We start from the raw sequence: 21,895 nt of genomic DNA, 5'->3' as shown, positions 1-21,895 counted from the left end.
AATTCACGCCCCAAAAGGTTTTATCTGAATGTGCTTTTAACAAATCAAAAGTTACAAACAACGCTTCGCTGATAAAAGCGTAAAATAGCCGATAAATCCAAATTATCGATGATAAAAGCTCTAATCAATCCCCCCCACTAGACCCAATCAACCTTTACTGCACCTAACTCCCCATTCTCAAAGCCCTCTTAATCCCTCATACTTGCCCCATCAAATACTCATACAACATCTTCGGAACCTTATTCGATGTTACATCTAAGAACTCCAATATATAAGGAAGATCGTTTGACTCTCTTGCATGGAATAAATCTCCCCACCATTCAGTTTCATACCGACAGATCATACTGAGATTATACAGTAAGAGGTAGTGAACCATTACTTCATTAATATCATTATATTGAGCACGATGAGCAGGGAGGAAGACGTCATCTCCCATATGTAATAACGGTCGACCACTCAGGTTAACAAATAGCCCATCTAGCTTCACTGACAATACTCCACGAGTAGAAGAAGAGATGGACGTTACTTTTACAGGAACATGCTGGTTAAGGTAATTTTCAAATCGCTCGCTCGTCATATTGAGGGTATCTAAAATACTCGATGAAACTGTGAAAGAGTTTGGTGAAGTAGGGTTAAGCTTATAGCTTTGTGTCTTATTAGACAGCACTTCAAATAGCGAATTCATTTCTGGAATGAGACTAAGAAGATCATTCATTTGATACTTCTCTCCTTCGACTTGTTTCACATGAAACATTTTCCTTGAAAAGTATTCGAATAGCCCATTCTTCTGTCCTTTCACTTCATCCTGCAGAAAGGAGTACTGACGTTTTTTACGCTTTCTTGATGTGACGCCATGAGCTAAAACGAGCGTATCTCCAGGATAGTTCGGATCTAGAGTGAGTAAACATCCTTTTAAAAGCTGGATCATGCCGTAAAAAAGCAGGATCGGTTTTAACTCCGTATCCGCTGTATTGGCGTGTTTAAAGTAACGATCGCCGTATTCCATAAAATATATAAAGCGGTAGCAGTTGTCGTAGCTCTTCCTCTCTGAATCATCAAACCCTAGTTTAGAATAGCAATCATTGAGATACTGTTGAACAAAGGTAGATGAGTGAAAAGCATGCCATGTTGTTTTGTATGGTTCCATGTATCTCATAAACAGCCTCCCTGTTTGATAATTCAAACTTATTCAATCTTTCTTGACACTAGTTTAACCAATTGATAAGCTACTAATAAATTTTTCGAAACGATCAATAGAGGAGGACGAAAGGGATGTGGGAAACAAAATTTGCAAAAGAAGGGTTAACCTTCGATGATGTGTTATTAACACCAGCTTTTTCTGATGTGCTTCCAAGAGAAGTATCTGTAGAAACAAAGCTAACAGAGAACTTGAAGCTGAATGTCCCAATAATCAGTGCAGGCATGGATACTGTGACAGAAGCTCCTATGGCGATTGCAATGGCTCGTCAAGGTGGACTTGGTATTATTCATAAGAGCATGTCGATTGAAGAACAAGCTGAACATGTTGACCGAGTGAAGCGTTCTGAAAGTGGCGTTATCACTGATCCCTTCTTCTTAACACCAGAGCATCAAGTATTCGATGCAGAACACCTCATGGGTAAATATAGAATTTCTGGCGTTCCGATCGTGAACGATGATCGAAAACTAGTTGGAATTCTGACTAACAGAGATCTGCGTTTTATTGAAGATTACTCGATTCAAATTAAAGAAGTTATGACAAAAGAAAACCTTGTTACGGCTCCGGTTGGAACGACGCTAAAAGAAGCAGAGCGTGTGCTTCAACAGCACAGAATTGAGAAACTTCCTCTAGTAGATGATGATGGTACGCTAAGAGGTCTGATTACGATTAAAGACATCGAAAAAGTCATTCAGTTCCCACAATCAGCGAAAGATAGCCGTGGACGTCTACTCGTAGGTGCTGCAGTAGGAAATACAGCTGATGCGCTCATGCGTGTAAGTAAGCTTGTAGAAGCAGGTGTCGACGTCATCGTGCTTGATTCTGCGCATGGACATACTGCTGGTATTATTAATAAGGTTCGTGAAATACGTGAAGAATATCCAGAGCTTTCAATCATTGCAGGGAACGTTGCAACAGCAGAAGGAACGAAAGCACTCATCGAAGCTGGAGCAGATGTTGTGAAAGTCGGAATCGGACCAGGATCGATCTGTACGACGCGTGTTATCGCTGGTGTCGGTGTACCACAAGTCACTGCGGTTTATGAATGTGCAACAGAAGCAAGGAAACACGGAGTAAGTATCATTGCTGACGGTGGTATCAAGTTCTCAGGTGACATCGTAAAAGCGATCGCAGCTGGTGGACATGCTGTCATGCTCGGAAGCCTTCTTGCAGGCGTAGATGAAAGTCCTGGTGAACGTGAAATTTACCAAGGTCGTCAGTTTAAAGTGTATCGAGGCATGGGCTCAATCGGGGCGATGGAAAAAGGCAGTAAGGACCGTTATTTCCAGGAAAATATGTCTAAGCTCGTTCCTGAAGGCATCGAAGGCCGTGTTCCATACAAAGGGCCGCTAGGTGATACGATTCATCAGCTCTTAGGTGGTATCCGTTCTGGTATGGGCTATTGTGGCACAAGAACGCTAGAAGCGTTACGAGAAGAAAGTCAATTTGTCAGAATTACTGGAGCAGGGCTTCGTGAGAGTCATCCTCATGACGTTCAAGTGACGAAAGAAGCGCCAAATTATTCCGTTTGATAGTACTTTTGAAGGAAGTTTTATCAGGTCTGTGACAAATTAAACTAAATACGTTAGAAAAGTAGATAGGGGACTTTCCTCTATCTATTTTTTTAATTTTAGTTGTGATAAAATAGCGGTTATGTGAGACTCAGTTGGAGGTGTAAGGGTTGAAAAACCTTGGTTTTAAAGCCATGATTTTAACCATGGCATTTGTTTTACTTTTAGCAGGAACTTTCGGTACTAGCCATGCAGAAGCTGCAGAGGCACCCGATATTAACGCAAAAGCAGCGATTTTAGTAGATGCCGAATCTGGTAAGATTCTTTATCAAAAAGATCCAGACTTAACGCTCGCGCCTGCAAGTATGACAAAGATGATGACAGAATACTTAATACTTGAACAAATTCACGAAAAGAAGATTAATTGGGACGATCAAGTAAGCATTAGTGAGAATATACATATTCTTTCTCAAAATAGAAGTCTTTCCAATGTACCCCTTCGTTCAGATGCTCAATACTCCGTCAAAGAGCTTTATGAAGCAATGGCGATCTATTCAGCAAATGCTGCTACGATGGCTCTAGCAGAGCACGTTGCGGGGACTGAGACGAAGTTTGTCGAGATGATGAATGCCAAGGCGAAAGAAATGGGTATGAAGGAATACCGTTTCGTTAACAGCTCTGGTTTAAATAACAAAGACCTTCGTGGAAATCACCCAGCAGGTGAACCGAACGAAGAGAATATGATGTCTGCTCGATCGACTGCACTTCTTGCCTACCACTTGATTAAGGACTACCCTGAAGTGCTTGATACGGCAAGCATCCCAGTGAAGAACTTCCGTGACGGCACGGATGACAAAATCGTCATGAAGAACTGGAACTGGCTTCTTCCTTCACTTGTTTATTCAAACAAGTATCCTGTAAAAGGGATCGATGGTTTGAAAACAGGATCGACTGACCTTGCAGGATATGCATTCACAGGTACTGCAAAGCAAGGTGACATGCGCCTGATTTCAGTTGTGATGAAGACAGATTCTTATGAAGCACGTTTTGAAGAAACATCAAAACTACTTAACTACGGATTCGATAATTTTGAAGCAAAAACAATCATTACTAAAGGTGATCAAGTAGAGAAAGATTCTACGATTCCCGTTGTAAAAGGGAAAGAAAAGCAAGTAGAAGTAGCTGCTGGTGCATCGTTTAATGCGATCGTTCAGAACGGCACGGAAGAAGCTTATAAAGCGAGCTACAAGCTGAACGATAAATTACTCACTGAAGATGGTGAATTAACAGCACCGTTAAAAGAAGGTGAGGAAGTAGGCCAGGTTATGCTAAAAGCAACTGGTGAAGAGTTCGGATACATTACAGGCGAACAAAGTTCTTCTGTACCACTTGTAACGACAGATTCAGTTGAGAAAGCTGGTTGGTTCACGCTCACCATGAGAGCGATCGGAGGCTTTTTCTCAAGTATCTGGAGTAGTGCAGCCGGAGCTGTAAAAGGACTTTTCAGCTAATATTTTTCAGGAAATAAGGTGAGAATACTCTTCAAATGCAAATTTGGAGAGTATTTTTAAAATCTTTTAGGAAATCAAAGCGAAGACGATAGGACAAGTCTTCAAAAAATGTTACAATAGATACGTTTAATGTAGGTTATAAAAAAATATCACTTATCTATTATAAATATGGGAGGAATATAGATGAATCAACAAACAGGTACAGATCGCGTAAAACGTGGTATGGCTGAAATGCAAAAAGGCGGCGTCATCATGGACGTTGTGAACGCAGAGCAAGCAAAGATTGCAGAAGAAGCTGGTGCAGTCGCTGTAATGGCACTTGAGCGCGTTCCATCCGATATTCGTGCAGCTGGCGGGGTAGCTCGTATGGCTGATCCTACTATCGTAGAAGAGGTAGTAAACGCAGTATCGATCCCAGTAATGGCAAAATGCCGTATTGGTCATATCGTTGAAGCTCGTGTTCTTGAATCAATGGGTGTTGACTACATCGATGAGAGTGAAGTACTAACTCCAGTTGATGAAGAATATCACCTTGATAAGCGTAAGTACACTGTTCCTTTCGTTTGTGGTGCTCGTAACCTAGGTGAAGCACTGCGCCGAGTAGGTGAAGGTGCTGCGATGCTTCGTACGAAAGGTGAACCTGGAACAGGTAACGTTGTTGAAGCTGTGCGTCATCAGCGTCTTATTCAATCCCAAATCCGTAAAATTTCAAGCATGTCTGAAGATGAGCTGATGACTGAAGCGAAAAACCTTCAAGCGCCATTTGAGCTTCTTCTTCAAATTAAAGAGCTTGGACGTCTTCCAGTCGTAAACTTTGCTGCTGGCGGTATCGCTACTCCTGCAGATGCAGCGCTAATGATGGAACTTGGTTCTGACGGTGTATTCGTTGGTTCTGGTATCTTTAAATCAGATAACCCAGAGAAGTTTGCAAAAGCAATCGTCGAAGCAACAACTCATTATCAAGATTATGAGTTGATCGCTAAGATTTCTAAAAACCTTGGTATCGCAATGCCAGGAATTGAAATTTCTTCACTACAGCCTACTGAACGCATGCAGGAACGCGGCTGGTAATTCATTCAATCACCCCCACCTGAGCAATCCAGGTGGGGGTCTTACTTAGATATAGATTAAAGGAGTCGAAAGCAGTATGGTGAAAGTTGGAGTCCTCGGACTGCAAGGTGCAATTCGAGAACACGTGAAAGCATTAGAAACAAAAGAAGCGGAAATCGTTGTTGTAAAACGCATCGAGCAGCTTGATGACCTCGATGGTCTTGTGCTGCCTGGAGGCGAAAGTACAACGATGCGCCGCCTTATCAATCAATATGGATTTCTTGAGCCTTTAAAAGCTTTTGCTGCTGAGAAGCCAATCTTTGGTACATGTGCTGGCCTCATCCTGCTTGCAGAGCGTATTGACGGGATGGAGGAATCTCATATTGGCGTCATGAATGTAAAAGCAAAGCGTAACGCGTTTGGACGTCAAAGAGAAAGCTTTGAAGCACCGTTATCCGTTGTAGGACTTGAAGAGCCTTTCATCGGTGTCTTCATCCGTGCGCCTTATATCGAAGAAGTTGGAGAAGGTGTCGAAGTTCTAGCGACGTTCAACGACAAAGTGGTTGCAGCACGCGACGGACGCTTCCTTGCATGTGCGTACCATCCAGAGTTGACGGATGACGATCGCATGCATCAGCTCTTTATCGACATGGTCCTTGAGTTTAAAAAAGAAGGGCTTGCAACCGAGTAAATTTTCGTGTAAATTATTACGTACTAGGAAGCGGGGCATAAAAACTCTGCTTGTGATACAAGATATACGAAAACGTTGACGGGAAATAGTAATAGATGTTCAATGCTAAGAGAGTCGATGGCTGGTGAGAATCGACCGTTGAACCCTGTGAATCCATCCCTGAGTAGAAAGCTGAACGTTAGTAAGCTTTCTCGGAGCAGACCGTTATTCTGTTAAGAGGCAGGCAATTGTCTGCAATCAGGGTGGCAACGCGGGTAGCTCTCGTCCCTTTCCAAGGGGACGGGGGCTTTTTTGTATTCCTAAGACGCTTATCGTAAAAAAGGAGGAAAAAGCATGATTGATTTAAAGGTTCTACGTAAGAATTTTGATGAAGTAAAAGAAAAGTTATCAAAGCGTGGGGAAGATCTTGTTGGTCTTGACCGTTTTGAAGAGCTTGATCAGCGAAGAAGAGATCTCATCGCGAAGACTGAAGAACTTAAAGGAAAGCGTAATGAAGTTTCAAAGAAAATCGCAGAATACAAGCGTGAAAAGCAGGATGCTGATCATTTGATCAAAGAGATGCGTGAAGTTGGGGACGAAGTGAAGACGCTTGATGAAGAGCTTCGCGGTGTAGAAGGGGAGTTAGAGGAAATCCTCCTACATATTCCTAATATTCCTCACGAGAGCGTACCTGTTGGTGAAACAGAGGATGACAATGTTGAGGTGCGTACATGGGGAGAAAGAAAAGACTTTTCTTTTGAAGCAAAGCCTCACTGGGATATTGCGACTGATTTGAACATCATTAACTTTGAACGAGCATCTAAGGTTACAGGAAGCCGTTTTGCTTTCTATAAAGGAGCGGGAGCACGTCTAGAGCGCTCTCTTATTAACTTCATGATGGATCTTCATGAATCTGAGCATGGATACGAAGAGATTCTACCTCCATATCTCGTGAATCGCGAAAGCATGACAGGAACTGGTCAGCTACCTAAGTTTGAAGAAGATGCTTTCAAAATTCGTGAAGAAGATTACTTCTTGATTCCAACGGCAGAAGTACCTGTTACGAACTTCCACCGTGATGAAATTCTTGATAGCGCTGATCTTCCACTTGCATACACTGCATTTAGTGCTTGCTTCCGTTCAGAAGCAGGATCTGCAGGTCGTGATACGAGAGGATTGATTCGTCAGCACCAATTTAACAAGGTTGAGCTTGTTCGTTTTGTAAAGCCTGAAGAGTCTTATGATGAGCTTGAGAAGCTTACTGGACACGCTGAGAAGGTCCTTCAGTTACTAGAGCTGCCTTACCGTGTGATGAGCATGTGTACAGCAGACCTCGGCTTCACAGCGGCAAAGAAATACGATATCGAAGTATGGATCCCGAGCTATGGAACTTACCGAGAAATCTCTTCTTGCAGTAACTTTGAAGACTTCCAGGCGCGCCGTGCAGGAATCAGGTTCCGTAGAGAAAAGAACGGAAAACCTGAGTTTGTTCACACGTTGAATGGCTCTGGGCTAGCGATTGGAAGAACGGTTGCTGCTATATTAGAAAATTACCAGCAAGAAGACGGTACGGTCATTGTACCTGAAGTGCTGCGTCCATATATGGGTGGCCGTGAAGTTTTAAAATAAAGGAAAAAAGGGGGAGAAAATCCCCCTTTTATATAAAAAATAAAAAATCTCATTCAAAGTGTTGACTTCATACCGAACCGGTGATAAGATATTATTCGTGTCACCGAGTTATTAAGCAACACACACGGAGGAATACCCAAGTCTGGCTGAAGGGATCGGTCTTGAAAACCGACAGGGGCTTAACGGCCCGCGGGGGTTCGAATCCCTCTTCCTCCGCCATTAACTAATTGAACTACCAACGCGCATATAATTTGGAGATTATATGACCGCTGTCTCTTGCAGACAGCGGTTTTTTTATGTTTTATACCTATATGAAAAAGGAGCTATCCGCCGGATAGCTCCTTCTTTATTTATCTGCTCAATAATGGAATCTGGTTAAATTTCTGTTCGATTCTTTTTAGAATCAGTTCAACTGAAGACGGGTCGTTCACAAGGTCATATTCATTGATGTTAAGTCTAAGGATCGGGCATGCGTTGAAGCTATCGATCCAATTGTTGTAGCGCTCATACATCTCTTCCCAGTAAGCAGTTGGCGTTTGCTGTTCCATCGGACGTCCGCGTTCCTTGATACGATCGACAACATCCTCGAAAGATCCTTCAAGATAGATCATTAAGTCAGGATGTGGGAAGAAAGGCGTCATGACCATGGATTCAAAAAGGTTCGTGTACGTTTCGTAATCGACGCTCGACATCGTTCCTTTTTCATAGTGCATTTTTGCAAAGATGCCCGTATCTTCATAGATCGAACGATCCTGTACAAAACCTCCACCGTACTCAAACATTCTCTTCTGCTCTTTGAATCGTTCAGCTAGAAAATAAACTTGTAAGTGGAAACTCCAGCGGGAAAAGTCATTATAGAACTTCTCAAGGTACGGGTTATTATCAACTTTTTCAAGTGATGTTCTAAATTGCAGGGCATTTGCAAGTGAACTTGTAATTGTAGATTTACCAACTCCAACAGTACCTGCAATCGTTATGACGGCGTCCTGTGGAATGTTGTATTTTTCTCTTAGATTCATACAGGGTCTCCTTCTTTCAAGGTTAATTCGAGGGATTCAAAAATGGTCTGCAAATCTTGTTCATTTGCAACGAAGTCCATCTCATCGCCATTGAACCGGAGAACAGGTATATCAGGGTGATGTGCTTCGAACTCCTGCATAAACCGTTCATAGTCAGACGATAATCGCTTAAGGTAAGAGGGGTCAATGTCTTTCTCTATTTGACGACCTCTCTGTGAAATACGATTCAATAACGTTTCGAGGCTAGCATTCAAATAGATGATCACGTTCGGTTCAGGCATGCCCTCGGTTAAAATATCGTAGATCTTCATATATTTAGAAAAGTGCTTGTCACTCAGTGTCTGTTGGGCAAAAATTTTATTTTTGAAAATGTGATAATCAGAGATGACTGGACGTTGTTTGGATAGATAGTGTTTATCCATCTCTTCTAACTGTTTGTATCGATGGCTAAGAAAAAACATCTCGGTTTGGAAGCTCCACTCTTCAATGTTGCCGTAGAACTTACCGAGGAACGGATTTTCTTCTACGATTTCTTGAAAAAGTTTAAACTGATAGTAATCAGAAATAGCGCGGGAGAGAGAGGTCTTTCCAATACCGATCGGGCCTTCGACGGCAATAAATGGGGTCTGGTTCATACGTATCCTCCTCCGTCGTTTCCTATGCTAACCAGATCTTGCTCTCTTTTTTATAGACAAAGATAATTGTAGCATAGACCAAGAACTGTGGACAGGGTTAAAACCATTGACTTAAAGGTAAAAAAAACCTTCCTGTTTTATATTTGGATGATGGGGAAGAAACGTTATGGAAAGGGGGAGAAGCATGGGATCTCATCATATTCTAATCTTATTATTCATAGGTTATCTGGTTTATACGATCGACACGAAACAGAAGAACTTTCCTGCACCGTTAGTTCTCTTACTCATTGGAATTAGTTTGTCTTTTATTCCCTTCTTTCAATCTGTACATATAACAAAAGAGATTCTTTTTGAATGGTTTTTACCAGCACTGCTATTTATCTCCGCATATCAGTTCCCATTCGATCACTTTAGAAAGCATGCAGGCATCATTTCTATGCTAAGTACACTCGGCATTATTGTGAGTGCAGTTCTTTTAGGAGGAACCATCTTCTTATTGAGCGACCCATTCTTCTCTTTTTCATTTCTTGGCGCCTTGCTAGTCGCTTCCATTTTGACACCGACTGATCCAGTATCTGTCGTTTCGATCTTAAAGAAAACATCGAAAGACCCTAAGATCGCAGATGTTGTGGAAGGCGAATCGATGGTGAACGATGGGACGAGTATCGTTCTTTTTAGCGTGTTTGCAGGAATGCTGTTGCAGGGTCGTACTTTTTCTGTGAGTTCTTTCATCTATGATTTCATTCTCGTATCCATAGGGGGAGTAGCGATCGGTGCGATTTTTAGCTATCTTGTTTGTCGTGCAATTCGTCTTACCCATCATCGTCAGTATCAGGTCATGTTAAGCATCGTTCTTGCTTATGGAAGCTTTTATGCAGCAGAAGCGCTTGAAGTATCAGGCGTACTTGCCGTTGTTGCAGCTGGAGTAGTCCTTTCTTATGAGCTTGATCGATTGATCAAAGAATCACACTACAGAGAGTACTTAAACAGCTTTTGGGAAGTTGTTGAACCGAGTATTCTTGCATTGATCTTTTTGTTGATCGGAATAGAAACGACAAATTATTTGGCACTTAATCATTGGCTGTTTATTACTCTTGTGTTTTTAGCTTCAATCATCATTCGGTTCCTTGTTTTAACGAGTATCATAAAGATGTTTAAAGCATGGCGTAGTGAGTTCGATTGGAAAGATATTTCGCTTGTGACTTGGTCTGGCATACGAGGAACGATGTCAGTCGCATTGCTCCTTAGCTTAGAAGTCGATAACGCATCGATCGATCACGATATCCTGTCCATTACGTTTGGAGCAGTCCTGTTATCTCTCATTATACAAAGCATGACGATTTATCCTCTCTCTCATTTATTTGAAAAGAAAACCGACATTGAGTAAAGCGCACCAATACAGGAAAGCGTTATGGCTTTAATAGATACTCTTGAAAGGTTTGTGAAAAAGATTTACGTTTAAGCTGGTTGACTAACAAAAATTGGAGGGATTTGCGTGCAGGAACAAACGTTGAATAGTAGCCAGCAGGATACAGTAGATTTTTTCCCGGTGCATGATGTCGATTATCTTGAACTTTATGTTGGTAATGCAAAGCAATCAGCTCATTACTTTTGTAAGGCATTCGGTTTTAAGCCAGTCGCTTACTCTGGACTAGAAACAGGTGATCGCGAGAAAGTATCCTATGTGCTTCAACAGAATAATATTCGACTCGTTCTAACAGGTGCTCTTTCAAATGATCATCCAATCGCAGATTTTGTCAAACTTCATGGAGACGGCGTTAAGGACATTGCTCTTACTGTGGAAAATGTTGAAAAGGCTTACAAAGAAGCTGCAGAGCGTGGAGCGATCGAACTTAGCCCTCCGAAAGAATATAACGATGAGTTTGGAACAGTAAAAAAAGCTGTCATCGGTACATATGGTGACACGATTCATACATTAGTCGAACGAAAAGAGTATGAGGGCGTGTTTTTACCAGGCTTCAAACAGTTCGAAGGTGATATTCCATCACAGACGACAGGACTTCTCGGTATCGATCATTGCGTAGGGAACGTGGAGTCGATGGAGGAATGGGTTTCTTACTATGAAAATGTAATGGGCTTTAAACAAATGATTCACTTTGACGATGAAGACATCAGTACGGAATATTCCGCTTTAATGTCCAAGGTTATGCATAACGGTGGTCGAATTAAATTCCCGATCAATGAACCTGCAGAGGGAAAGAAAAAGTCACAGATTCAGGAATACTTAGATTACTATAATGGCCCTGGTGTGCAGCATATCGCTGTTTTGACGAACGACATCGTAACAACAGTAGCGAAATTACGAGATGCAGGTGTAGAGTTTCTAGAAGCTCCTGATAATTACTATGATGTGTTAACGGAGCGAGTTGGTGAGATCGATGAAGAAATCGACAAGCTTCGTGAATTGAAAATATTGGTAGACCGAGACGATGAAGGCTATCTTCTCCAAATTTTCACGAAACCTGTCGTCGACCGTCCAACGCTATTTATAGAAATCATTCAGCGTAAAGGTGCAAAAGGATTCGGTGAAGGGAACTTTAAGGCGCTTTTCCAGGCGATTGAACGTGAACAAGAACGAAGAGGCAACTTATAAAAAACGAGAAAATGGTAGAAAAGGAGTTGCCAGTATGAAAGTTCAACCAGATACACTTGCATGGAAAGATGCATACAAATTACTGATCGGTTCCGTTCTTCCTCGCCCCATCGCGTTTGTCTCTAGTATCGATCGCAACGGCAGAGAAAACCTTGCACCATTTAGTTTTTTCACTGGAATATGTGCGGATCCTATGATGGTTTGCTTTGCACCGATGCGAAAAGCGGGTGAAGGTGATAAGAAAGACACCCTGCTGAATATAGAAGAAACGAAGGAATTCGTGATCAACATTGTAGGAGAAAAGATCGTTGAGCAAATGAATGAGTGTGCGACGCCTTTCGATCGTGAAACAGATGAGTTTGTTGAAGCTGGTCTAACAAAAATTGAAAGTGAGTGCATTACCCCTCCAAGGGTGAAAGAGAGCGATGTGCAGCTTGAATGTGTACTCGATCAGATCGTTGAATTTGGGGACCGTGAAGGGGCAGGCAGTCTCGTAATCGGGAAAGTCGTGATGGTCCATGTTCGGGATGAGTTATATGAAGATGGCAAGATCAAGACAGAACTTTTGAAGCCTGTTGGAAGACTTGCAGGGCAGGAGTATACTCGAGCTACAAGCGATACATTTACACTCAAAAGAAAAACAACGGCTGAAGGAAAGAGCTGAGGACATTGAAATTCGTCACGTATGAGTTGCAAGGTGAAGAGCATGCAGGGGTTTTAAAGGGAGAAAAGGTGTATAACGTCCATCAAGCTTCTAACGGCAAGGTGCCAGATGACCTTTTAGAAATTGTTAAAGGAGATTATGCACTTGATCGTTTAGAATTAAACGATGGGCACGACCTGTCCCAAGTGAAGCTGAAAGCACCTCTTCCTTGCCCTGCTAGTATAAGAGACTTTTATGCGTTTGAAGAACATGTCATTACGGCTAGAGGCAAAAGAGGACTTGATGTGGTGCCTGAATGGTACGAGATTCCCGTCTTCTACTTTACAAATCATCATGCTGTAAAAGGTCCAGATGAGGTTATTGCCTCACCAAAAGACTGTGAAAAACTAGACTATGAACTAGAAATAGCTTGTGTCATAGGCAAAAAAGGTAGAAATATAAAAGCGAGTGAAGCAAGCGACTATCTATTCGGCTACATGATCATGAACGATTGGAGTGCGCGGGACATACAAGCGAAAGAGATGAAAGTAGGGCTCGGGCCTGCAAAAGGGAAGGATTTTGCAACTTCTTTCGGACCATATCTTGTTACGCCGGATGAATTACCGCTGCACGGGGAACTCGACCTTAAGATGGAAGCTTATGTGAACGGTGAACGTTATTCCGTGGGAAATGTGAAAGACATGTACTATTCATTTGGGGAATTAATCGAACGAGCGTCGAAAGATGTCACGCTGTATCCAGGGGAAGTAATCGGATCGGGTACCGTGGGCAGCGGATGTATCCTTGAGCAAACCGGACGTGATTGGTTGAAGGCTGGTGATCGAGTGGAACTCTCTATTACTCATCTCGGTAGCCTGATCAATGTTGTTGGAGGGGAGGAATAAGAGTGGCTTTTTACCAGAAGATGGGGGAGGTCCCTCACAAGAGACACACGATGTTTAGGAAAGAGGATGGATCCCTTTATAGAGAACAGGTGATGGGGACAAAAGGATTCTCAGGCATTCAGTCCATCCTCTACCACCATCATTTTCCTACAGCAGTAAAGGAAGCGAATTATTTAAAAGATGCTTTACCAGAGTATGAGAAGCAGGATGCATTGAGGCATCGTCATTTCCGTACAGCAGCATACGACAAAAAGGGGGATGCTGTTGTCGATAGATGTTATTTCCTGGGGAATGAGGATGTTTTGATCGGAGTTGTGAATCCTGCAGAATCGATGAATTACTTTTACCGCAACAGTGATGGAGATGAGCTTTTCTTCGTTCATCATGGTACTGGTAAGATTGAAACGATGTTTGGTGAAATCACCTATGAGCCGGGCGATTATGTGTTGATTCCCATCGGCACGATTTATCGTGTCTTTCCGAACGACGAGAACCGCTGGTTAGTGATCGAGGCAACGAGCGCCATCACAACCCCTAGACGCTACCGGAATGAATACGGTCAGTTGATGGAACACAGCCCTTTCTGCGAGAGAGATATCAATGGGCCTGAGAGCCTGAATACGTATGATGAGAAGGGTGAGTTTGAGGTCGTTACAAAAGCACGTGGCAGCTTGCATCGACATGTGTTCGACCATCATCCATTGGATGTTGTTGGGTGGGATGGCTACCTTTATCCGTGGAAGTTCAATATCCGTGACTTTGAACCGATAACGGGTCGTATTCATCAGCCGCCACCGGTTCACCAAACGTTCGAGGGACATAACTTCGTTGTATGTTCATTTGTGCCAAGATTATATGACTATCATCCAGAGTCGATACCAGCACCTTACTTTCATAGTAACGTCGACAGTGATGAAGTGCTTTATTATGTAGAGGGAAACTTTATGAGTCGTAAAGGGATCGAAGAGGCTTCGATCACCTTGCATCCATCTGGTATTCCTCATGGCCCGCATCCAGGTAAGATCGAAGGAAGCATCGGCAAAAAAGAAACGCTCGAGCTTGCTGTCATGATCGACACGTTCCGACCGCTCAAGACGATTGAGCAGGCGAGGGATTATGAAGATCAAGCTTACATGAAAAGCTGGGTTACCGAGTAAACGATCAATTGGGGGAAACGAACGGAAGGCGCGGCTAGAATAATAGCCGCGCTATTACTTTTCATACATTGCCTTTTATTGTATAATAAAATCCATTCGGCCCCGTAGCTCAGGGGATAGAGCAACGGTTTCCTAAACCGCAGGTCGGAGGTTCGATTCCTCTCGGGGCCGCCAAAATATACAATAATACCAAGGGTTTATCTGTAACATTGTGTATTAATAACCTTCTTGAAACAGGTGACTTGGGGACAATTTGGTGACAAACATAACTTTAATTAGCTTCTTAGACTAAATCGCAAAGGTTTAGTTTTTTTTTTAGATGTAATACTTTCAAAGGGAGAACAACGATTTATGTATAGTCGAAGATTAAATTAGCTTAAGCTCAGGGGGGATCGGGGTTGGAAAAAAGTAATTTTGATTTTCTTAACAATCATTGGGGGTTACTAGCAAACTTAGGTGAAACAGCTGAAAGGAATTTATATAGTGATCCCAATACATCTTTAATAAAATTACGGATGTTTGCTGAAACTTTAACGAAGTATGTTCTAGCTTATGAGGAAATAAAAGAAACATATGATACCAACCAGGTGGACCGCTTAAAAACACTTAGAAGAGATGAGTTGATAACTGAAGAGTTATACTCGATGTTGGATACTATAAGGCGGAAAGGAAACAAGGCGGTTCATGAAGCTGGATATGGCACGGAAAAAGAGGCTCATACCTTATTACATATGTCTTTTCGGTTATCTATTTGGTTAATGCAGGTATATGGTGATTGGGATTTTAAAGAACCATCCTTCCAGGAGCCTGTTGAAAAGCAAGTCGTCGACGAGGGAGAACTAGAAGAGCTTTCTAACACTTACGAGGAAAAAGTTTCTCAGCTTGAAAGTGAGCTTGAGAAGTTAAGGAAGCAACAGACTTATGTTTCATCAGAGGATAAGTTACAGCGTAAAAAAGGATCGAAATCTTTTGGTAGTCGGTTTGAACTAACAGAAGCAGAGACTCGTGTTTTAATCGATGAACAATTAAGGAGAGCAGGTTGGGAAGCTGATACAGAAAAGCTAAGGTTTGGAAAGAAAGTACGTCCTGAAAAAGGAAAGAACTTGGCGATTGCAGAGTGGCCTTTAAAGAAAGGTTTTGCCGACTACGCCCTCTTTATTGGATTAGAGTTTGTGGGAATTGTTGAAGCAAAAAGAGTTAGTAAAAACATCATCTCTGACATCGAACAAGCAAAAGAATACGCGAGGTTGGTCGTACGGCACGATGAGGAAGAAATTCACCGTCCCTATGGTGATTACTTTGTTCCTTTTCTGTTTGCGACGAATGGGCGTCCTTATATTAAGCAATTTGAAGAGAAGTCTGGTATCTGGTTCTTGGATGCTCGTAAAGAAACGAATCATCCTAGACCTTTGAAAGCTTGGTATTCCCCAAGCGGATTAAAAGAATTACTAAAGAAAGATGTTGATCAAGCAAACAGAAAACTCCATGATGAAACGCTAGACTACTTGCAATTGCGCCCGTATCAAGAAAAAGCGATCAAGGCTGTAGAGAATGCACTTGAAAATGAGAGTAGAAAAATTCTACTAGCCATGGCTACAGGGACGGGTAAAACACGTATGGCAATTGGCTTGATTTATCGACTTATTAAACATAACCGTTTTAACCGTGTTCTGTTTTTAGTAGATCGAACCGCTCTAGGCGAACAAGCGGAAGCGGCTTTTAAAGACTCGAAGCTTGAAAGCTATCATTCATTTACTGAGATCTTTGAGCTTCAGTCACTTCAGGATGCATCGCCAAATCCTGAAACAAAGGTGCAAATTGCTACTGTCCAGGGAATGGTGAAACGATTGTTTTATTCAGAGACAGAAGAAGGGCAGGAAGCACCTACTGTCGATCAGTATGATTGTATTATCGTGGATGAAGCGCACCGTGGGTATACGCTTGATAAGGAAATGTCAGAAGTAGAAGAGCTTTTCCGAGATCATAATGAGTATGTTAGTAAATATCGTCAGGTGCTTGATTACTTTGATGCCGTGCGGATTGGCCTGACGGCTACACCAGCTTTACACACAGTAGATATTTTTGGAAAACCTGTGTTTACATATTCTTATAGAGAAGCGGTTGTGGACGGTTACCTTATTGACCATGAGCCACCATATCAATTTGAAACAACGCTAAAGAAAAATGGTATTCAATGGTCTGCTGGTGAATCGGTTGAAATATACAATACTCGCACTGGTGAAATAGAGACGGAGCTATTAGAAGATGAAGTAAATATTGAGGTAGCCAACTTTAATAAAATGGTTATCACCGAAAACTTCAATCGCGCTATTTTATCCGAATTAGCTAATTACATCGATCCAATGAGCTTGGGGAAAACGTTAATTTACGCAGCATCTGATGATCATGCCGATATGGTTGTTCGGATTTTTAAAGAGGCACTAGAGGAGATCCATGGTCCAATTAGTGACAATACGGTTATGAAGGTTACAGGTTCGATTAAAAATCCTTCCCAGGCGATTCGTCTCTTTAAAAATGAACGTCTGCCTAATATCGTTGTGACTGTTGATTTATTAACGACTGGAATTGATGTGCCGAACATCACTAATCTTGTTTTCTTAAGACGAGTGCGATCACGAATACTGTATGAGCAAATGTTAGGACGTGCTACGAGAAGAAGTGATGAAATTGGAAAAGATCATTTTTCAATTTATGATGCTGTTGGACTCTATGAATCATTAAAGCCATATACAGCGATGAAGCCTGTAGTGAGGAGTCCAAAAATAACAGTTCGTCAACTAGTGGAAGAGCTCGAACACATGAGGAATACCGAGCACCAAGCGCAGCATAAAGAAGAACTCATCGCGAAAGTACAACGGAAAAAGCAGGGATGGACCGAAAAGGATCAGGATGATTTTAAAGTGATTTCAGGCGGCAAATCTATTAATGAGTTTGTCGATTGGATGAAACAATCTAAACCTGCAGAAGTCGTGAAGGAACTAAATGCCACACAAAACATCCTTCAGTATATCGACGAAAACCGAGGTAGGCCTGTGCTTCAATATATCTCCACACACGATGATGAAGTAAAAGAAGTTACGCGTGGCTATGGTAAAGCTGAGAAACCAGAGGACTATTTGCAGAGCTTTAATGAATTCATTAAAGAAAATATGAACTTGATTCCTGCTCTTCAAGTCGTCTGTACACGTCCAAAAGAATTAACGCGAGCACAATTAAGAGAACTGAAAATTGCACTGGATCAACAAGGCTTTACAGAGAAGAGTCTGCAAACCGCATGGCGGGATACAAAAAATGAAGATATTGCAGCTGACATCATTAGCTTTATTCGCCAACAGGCCATCGGAGATCCATTGATTGATCATGAAGAGCGGATTAAGAATGCTATGAAAAAAATCTATGCTATGAAACCATGGCAAAAAGTTCAAAAGGCATGGTTGGAAAGAATTGAGAAACAATTAATCAATGAAAGTGTATTAGATCCAGATCCAGAGAAGGCTTTCAATGTCGAACCGTTTAAAAGTAGGGGCGGTTATAAGCAATTAAATAAGATATTCGGTGGACAACTGGATGACATCGTTAGTAAAATCAACTATGCATTATACGTTAATGATGAGAAGGAGCAAGCATAAGAATGGGCAACCAGCAGATTGTACAGAAGTTATGGAATTTATGTAACGTGTTAAGAGATGACGGTATTACCTATCACCAGTACGTAACAGAGCTTACGTATCTGTTATTCCTAAAGATGATGAAAGAAACAGAAAATGAAACAGCGATCCCAGAAGACTATCGTTGGGACTCCTTAACGAATCTTCACGGACTCGAACTTAAAACGCACTATCAGAAGTTACTAATTGATCTAGGGCAAGAAAGCAATCCGGTTCTAAACCAGATCTATACTAATGCAAAAACAAATATCGATGAACCGAAGAACCTTGAGAAAATTATCCGTTCGATTGATGAATTGGACTGGTATAGCGCGAAAGAAGAAGGACTGGGAGATCTTTATGAAGGATTACTTGAAAAGAACGCAAGTGAAACAAAGTCTGGAGCGGGACAATACTTTACCCCTCGTACACTGATTGATGTGATCGTGCAGTTAACAGATCCAAAACCAGGTGAACGATGCAATGACCCAGCTGCCGGAACATTTGGCTTCATGATTGCAGGAGACCGTCATGTGCGTGAGCAAACCGATGACTACTTTGACCTAGGTGAAAAAGAAGCTGAGTTTCAAAAGTATAAAGCTTTTTCAGGTGTTGAGCTAGTCAAAGACACGCACCGTTTGGCTCTGATGAATGCAATGCTTCATGATATTCAGGGAGATATTATCCTTGGTGATACGTTATCCGAACTTGGAAAAGATCTTAAAAATTACGATGTGATTATGACAAACCCTCCATTTGGTACGAAACAAGGTGGAGAACGACCAACTCGTGATGACCTCACGTATGCCACAACGAACAAACAATTGAACTTCCTACAGCATATTTATCGTGCTCTAAAACCTGATGGAAAAGCACGTGCGGCAGTAGTCTTACCAGATAACGTTCTCTTTGAAAGTGGCATTGGAGCCAAAATACGTGAAGATTTAATGGACAAGTGTAACCTACATACGATTTTACGCTTACCAACAGGAATCTTTTATGCACAGGGCGTTAAGACAAATGTTCTATTCTTTAATCGCGGAACAGTTGATAGAGAAAATACCGAAAATGTGTGGGTATATGATCTTCGTACGAACATGCCTAGCTTCGGTAAGCGTAACCCACTAACTGAAAAGCACTTTGAAGAGTTTGTGAAAGCTTATCAAACGGAAGACCGTACAAGTATTAAAGATGAGAGGTTTAATGTCTTTACCCGTGAAGAGATTGCGAAGAAAGAAAATAGCTTGGATATTGGGTTGATTGCTGATGAATCTTTGTCTGTTTATGAAAATCTTCCGGATCCGATTGACTCTGCGGAAGAAGCGATTGCGAAGTTAGAGCAGGCTGTTGGGTTGCTGAATGAAGTAGTGGACGAGCTTAGGGCTGTTAATAGTGGTACTACGTATAAAGAATCAGACGTTGAAGTGAGTATGGTTGCGGAAACTGCTGAGGTGGGACGTAATGAGTAAGAAGGTTAAAAAGCAGAAGACAGTTGAGGAGTTGTTGGAGGAAGCGGTAATACCCGAAAAAGATCATCCTTATAAAACCCCTGAAAATTGGATTTTAACTCATTTGGAAACAATGCTACAAAGTATTCAATACGGATATACCGATTCTTCTTCACACGAAAAAGTTGGACCAAAGTACTTAAGAATTACTGATATCCAAAATGACTTCGTTGAATGGGGAAATGTTCCTTCTTGTAATATAGATGAACACCAGTATCAAAAGTATAAATTATTAACTGAAGATATTGTAGTGGCTAGAACAGGTGCGACGACTGGTAAGAGTTTTTTAATTAAAAATCCCCCAGAGTCAGTCTTTGCATCCTACTTAATCAGGTTGAGGACAAATAAAGCACTAGATCCTAAGTATCTTTGGTTTTATATGAGAAGTCCTGAATATTGGAAGCAGATAATGGTGGTAAAAAAAGGAAGCGCTCAGCCCGGCGCTAATGCTAAGATTTTAGGTGGTTTAATATTACCGGTACCTCCAATAAACGAACAAAAACGAATTGCTGACAAAGTTGATCGACTTTTAAATAAAATTGATGAAGCGAAGCGATTGTTTGATGAAGCAAAAGAAACGTTTGAGCTTCGTCGAGCGGCGATTTTGGATAAGGCTTTTCGTGGGGAGTTGACCGAAGAGTGGCGGGAAGCACACAGCAATGTGGAGTCTGCAGATAACTTATTAAAGACAGTTGCTATAGCAAGAAAGGAAAAATACAAGCTGATTTGTGCAGAGGCTATTCAGAATGGTGAGAGAAAACCGACAAAAACATTTTTAGATAAAATTCCTAATGTTGATGGAAAACCAATCGACGTTTTACCTAATACATGGGCTTTAACTAACGTAGGTTTCCTCGCACATGTAACAAAGTTAGCTGGGTTTGAGTATACTAAATATTTTAAACTAGAGGATGAAGGGGATATACCAGTAATTAGAGCACAAAATGTTCAGATGGGTAAGTTTGTTGAAAGTAATATTAAATATATATCAAAAGATATATCTGATTCACTAAGCCGTTCACAGTTACATGGAAAAGAAATACTAATGGTTTTTATAGGAGCAGGTACAGGAAATGTTTGTATGACACCAACTGAACGAAGATGGCATTTGGCGCCAAATGTCGCAAAAATTACTGTTGATGGAATCTTACCGGAATATCTAAATTACTTCTTACAATCCCCAGCAGGACAAGGTTATATAAAATCTAAAATGAAAGCGACAGCACAACAAAGTCTGTCAATGGGGACAATAAGAGAAGTTTTAGTCCATTTACCTCCTTTAGAAGAACAGTATAAAATAGTTGATACAATAAAAAAGCTAGATGAGGCTCTATATAAAGAGAAAAACGCGCTTCTAGAAATAAACCTTGAAAGTGTGAAGCAATCTATTCTCTCTAAAGCCTTCCGAGGAGAACTTGAGACAAATAATTCAAATGAAAAAAGTGCAATTGAACTGCTAAAAGAAGTAATTAAACAGAAGCATTGATATGTATTCTTTAGCCATACAGCAATAGGAGTGATTATGATAATACCATTCTATGCAATACTTGTTACGGTATTAACAGGCTTATCGATTTATTACGCATATTTTAATTGGGAAGTTCTACAAACAAATACATCATTGCTCACACTCATTACGGCGGTACTTGCTTCGTTATATGGAGGAGTTATTGGAGGATTAGGTAGTTATTATGGTGGGATAAGTGGAGCTAAGCGAAATGCTTTATTTATTGAAGATTTGGAAAAAAAGAGAGGGGTTAAGGCATTAATCGCTCAACTAAACTACACACATGATATTATGACTGAATGGCTTCCAACTCTTGAGGATAATAAGGACTATAAATTTATTGATTTTATATATGATAAGAGTTGGCCAATACACTTATCTTTTTATAATGACAAATTATCTAATGACCAAATATCCATGATTACTACTTGGTTTCACATGTTTGATATAGTTAATTCTCTAAAGGATCATAATGATTATGTAAAAGGGGGAAAAATAAAAAGTGTATTTAATTCCCCTTTTATTGATAAAAATGATAACTCAACTGGAAAAACAACCATTCAAGAAATGGGAGAGGTATTTAAAAGCCTCCCCAACTAACTATCCATGATAATGAGCTTCATCCAACTTAAAAAATCTGCTCTCATCCTTGAATGGTTTGGGAGCTTTT

At 41.2% G+C, this 21,895-nt stretch carries 17 protein-coding genes, 2 tRNA genes and 1 other annotated feature; of the genes, 16 read left to right on the top strand and 3 right to left on the bottom strand.

Going from position 1 to position 21,895, the window contains the following annotated elements; genetic code table 11:
• Positions 1 to 196: 196 nt before the first annotated feature.
• A complete protein-coding gene (locus tag PFZ69_RS20580; RefSeq protein WP_270182965.1) occupies positions 197 to 1,156 on the bottom strand; it encodes a YaaC family protein in 960 nt (319 codons plus the stop codon).
• Positions 1,157 to 1,272: 116 nt separating this feature from the next.
• On the opposite strand from PFZ69_RS20580, the gene guaB reads away from it, so the two are divergent.
• The 6 genes from guaB (at position 1,273) to PFZ69_RS20550 (ending at position 7,788) form a co-directional block, all read left to right on the top strand.
• Positions 1,273 to 2,730, top strand: coding sequence for an IMP dehydrogenase (guaB, locus tag PFZ69_RS20575; RefSeq protein WP_270182964.1), 1,458 nt, complete (start codon positions 1,273 to 1,275; stop codon positions 2,728 to 2,730).
• Positions 2,731 to 2,903: 173 nt separating this feature from the next.
• Positions 2,904 to 4,220, top strand: coding sequence for a serine hydrolase (locus tag PFZ69_RS20570; protein ID WP_442865235.1), 1,317 nt, complete (start codon positions 2,904 to 2,906; stop codon positions 4,218 to 4,220).
• Positions 4,221 to 4,403: 183 nt separating this feature from the next.
• Positions 4,404 to 5,291, top strand: coding sequence for a pyridoxal 5'-phosphate synthase lyase subunit PdxS (gene pdxS, locus PFZ69_RS20565; RefSeq protein WP_270182962.1), 888 nt, complete (start codon positions 4,404 to 4,406; stop codon positions 5,289 to 5,291).
• 76 nt (positions 5,292 to 5,367) lie between these two features.
• Complete coding sequence (gene pdxT, locus PFZ69_RS20560) at positions 5,368 to 5,961, top strand: pyridoxal 5'-phosphate synthase glutaminase subunit PdxT (protein WP_270182961.1); 594 nt, start codon at positions 5,368 to 5,370, stop codon at positions 5,959 to 5,961.
• 66 nt (positions 5,962 to 6,027) lie between these two features.
• Positions 6,028 to 6,233, top strand: a binding site (T-box leader).
• A 61-nt stretch (positions 6,234 to 6,294) separates the two neighbouring features.
• Positions 6,295 to 7,569 (top strand): serine--tRNA ligase, encoded by a 1,275-nt coding sequence (gene serS, locus PFZ69_RS20555; protein ID WP_270182960.1) that lies wholly within the window; start codon positions 6,295 to 6,297, stop codon positions 7,567 to 7,569.
• 126 nt (positions 7,570 to 7,695) lie between these two features.
• Positions 7,696 to 7,788, top strand: a tRNA-Ser gene (locus PFZ69_RS20550).
• 131 nt (positions 7,789 to 7,919) lie between these two features.
• On the opposite strand, the gene PFZ69_RS20545 is transcribed toward PFZ69_RS20550, so the two are convergent.
• The gene (locus PFZ69_RS20545) at positions 7,920 to 8,588 is read right to left on the bottom strand and encodes a deoxynucleoside kinase (RefSeq protein WP_270182959.1); all 669 of its coding nucleotides are present in this window, start codon (positions 8,586 to 8,588) and stop codon (positions 7,920 to 7,922) included.
• Complete coding sequence (locus PFZ69_RS20540; protein WP_270182958.1) at positions 8,585 to 9,223, bottom strand: deoxynucleoside kinase; 639 nt, start codon at positions 9,221 to 9,223, stop codon at positions 8,585 to 8,587. Before PFZ69_RS20540 ends, PFZ69_RS20545 begins: the two co-directional genes overlap by 4 nt.
• A 184-nt stretch (positions 9,224 to 9,407) precedes the next feature.
• Between PFZ69_RS20540 and PFZ69_RS20535 the strand changes: the two genes are divergently transcribed.
• The 10 genes from PFZ69_RS20535 (at position 9,408) to PFZ69_RS20490 (ending at position 21,825) form a co-directional block, all read left to right on the top strand.
• On the top strand, positions 9,408 to 10,610 hold the full coding sequence (locus tag PFZ69_RS20535) for a cation:proton antiporter (RefSeq protein ID WP_270182957.1): 1,203 nt from the start codon (positions 9,408 to 9,410) through the stop codon (positions 10,608 to 10,610).
• A gap of 108 nt (positions 10,611 to 10,718) precedes the next feature.
• A complete protein-coding gene (gene hppD, locus PFZ69_RS20530; RefSeq protein WP_270182956.1) occupies positions 10,719 to 11,837 on the top strand; it encodes a 4-hydroxyphenylpyruvate dioxygenase in 1,119 nt (372 codons plus the stop codon).
• 34 nt (positions 11,838 to 11,871) lie between these two features.
• Entirely contained in the window at positions 11,872 to 12,501 is a 630-nt protein-coding gene (locus PFZ69_RS20525) for a flavin reductase family protein (protein ID WP_270182955.1), read from the top strand.
• 5 nt (positions 12,502 to 12,506) lie between these two features.
• Positions 12,507 to 13,385 carry a fumarylacetoacetate hydrolase family protein gene (locus PFZ69_RS20520; protein WP_270182954.1) on the top strand — a complete coding sequence of 293 codons (879 nt, stop codon included), beginning with the start codon at positions 12,507 to 12,509 and terminating at the stop codon, positions 13,383 to 13,385.
• 20 nt (positions 13,386 to 13,405) lie between these two features.
• On the top strand, positions 13,406 to 14,542 hold the full coding sequence (locus PFZ69_RS20515; RefSeq protein WP_270182966.1) for a homogentisate 1,2-dioxygenase: 1,137 nt from the start codon (positions 13,406 to 13,408) through the stop codon (positions 14,540 to 14,542).
• Between the two features lie 98 nt (positions 14,543 to 14,640).
• Positions 14,641 to 14,716 (top strand) — tRNA-Arg (locus tag PFZ69_RS20510).
• Positions 14,717 to 14,940: 224 nt separating this feature from the next.
• Entirely contained in the window at positions 14,941 to 18,192 is a 3,252-nt protein-coding gene (gene hsdR / locus PFZ69_RS20505; protein WP_270182953.1) for a type I restriction-modification system endonuclease, read from the top strand.
• A 2-nt stretch (positions 18,193 to 18,194) separates the two neighbouring features.
• Positions 18,195 to 19,679 (top strand): class I SAM-dependent DNA methyltransferase, encoded by a 1,485-nt coding sequence (locus PFZ69_RS20500; RefSeq protein WP_270182952.1) that lies wholly within the window; start codon positions 18,195 to 18,197, stop codon positions 19,677 to 19,679.
• Positions 19,672 to 21,204, top strand: coding sequence for a restriction endonuclease subunit S (locus PFZ69_RS20495; RefSeq protein ID WP_270182951.1), 1,533 nt, complete (start codon positions 19,672 to 19,674; stop codon positions 21,202 to 21,204). Before PFZ69_RS20500 ends, PFZ69_RS20495 begins: the two co-directional genes overlap by 8 nt.
• A gap of 36 nt (positions 21,205 to 21,240) precedes the next feature.
• Positions 21,241 to 21,825: a hypothetical protein gene (locus PFZ69_RS20490; RefSeq protein ID WP_270182950.1), complete on the top strand. Its 585-nt coding sequence runs from the start codon at positions 21,241 to 21,243 to the stop codon at positions 21,823 to 21,825.
• The last annotated feature ends 70 nt before the right edge of the window (positions 21,826 to 21,895 follow it).

Source organism: Alkalihalobacillus sp. CinArs1 (assembly GCF_947387515.1).
Lineage (GTDB): Bacteria > Bacillota > Bacilli > Bacillales > Guptibacillaceae > Guptibacillus.
This window is presented reverse-complemented; position numbering and strand designations above follow the sequence as displayed.

Excerpts from the sequence above, each read along its gene's own strand:
- pdxT (WP_270182961.1), top strand. The coding sequence starts at position 5,368 with ATGGTGAAAGTTGGAGTCCTCGGACTGCAAGGTGCAATTCGAGAACAC.
- PFZ69_RS20500 (WP_270182952.1), top strand. The coding sequence starts at position 18,195 with ATGGGCAACCAGCAGATTGTACAGAAGTTATGGAATTTATGTAACGTG.
- PFZ69_RS20495 (WP_270182951.1), top strand. The coding sequence starts at position 19,672 with ATGAGTAAGAAGGTTAAAAAGCAGAAGACAGTTGAGGAGTTGTTGGAG.
- PFZ69_RS20580 (WP_270182965.1), bottom strand. The coding sequence starts at position 1,156 with ATGAGATACATGGAACCATACAAAACAACATGGCATGCTTTTCACTCA.
- PFZ69_RS20490 (WP_270182950.1), top strand. The coding sequence starts at position 21,241 with ATGATAATACCATTCTATGCAATACTTGTTACGGTATTAACAGGCTTA.
- PFZ69_RS20515 (WP_270182966.1), top strand. The coding sequence starts at position 13,406 with ATGGGGGAGGTCCCTCACAAGAGACACACGATGTTTAGGAAAGAGGAT.
- PFZ69_RS20535 (WP_270182957.1), top strand. The coding sequence starts at position 9,408 with ATGGGATCTCATCATATTCTAATCTTATTATTCATAGGTTATCTGGTT.
- serS (WP_270182960.1), top strand. The coding sequence starts at position 6,295 with ATGATTGATTTAAAGGTTCTACGTAAGAATTTTGATGAAGTAAAAGAA.
- PFZ69_RS20545 (WP_270182959.1), bottom strand. The coding sequence starts at position 8,588 with ATGAATCTAAGAGAAAAATACAACATTCCACAGGACGCCGTCATAACG.
- guaB (WP_270182964.1), top strand. The coding sequence starts at position 1,273 with ATGTGGGAAACAAAATTTGCAAAAGAAGGGTTAACCTTCGATGATGTG.
- pdxS (WP_270182962.1), top strand. The coding sequence starts at position 4,404 with ATGAATCAACAAACAGGTACAGATCGCGTAAAACGTGGTATGGCTGAA.
- PFZ69_RS20525 (WP_270182955.1), top strand. The coding sequence starts at position 11,872 with ATGAAAGTTCAACCAGATACACTTGCATGGAAAGATGCATACAAATTA.
- PFZ69_RS20540 (WP_270182958.1), bottom strand. The coding sequence starts at position 9,223 with ATGAACCAGACCCCATTTATTGCCGTCGAAGGCCCGATCGGTATTGGA.
- PFZ69_RS20570 (WP_442865235.1), top strand. The coding sequence starts at position 2,904 with ATGATTTTAACCATGGCATTTGTTTTACTTTTAGCAGGAACTTTCGGT.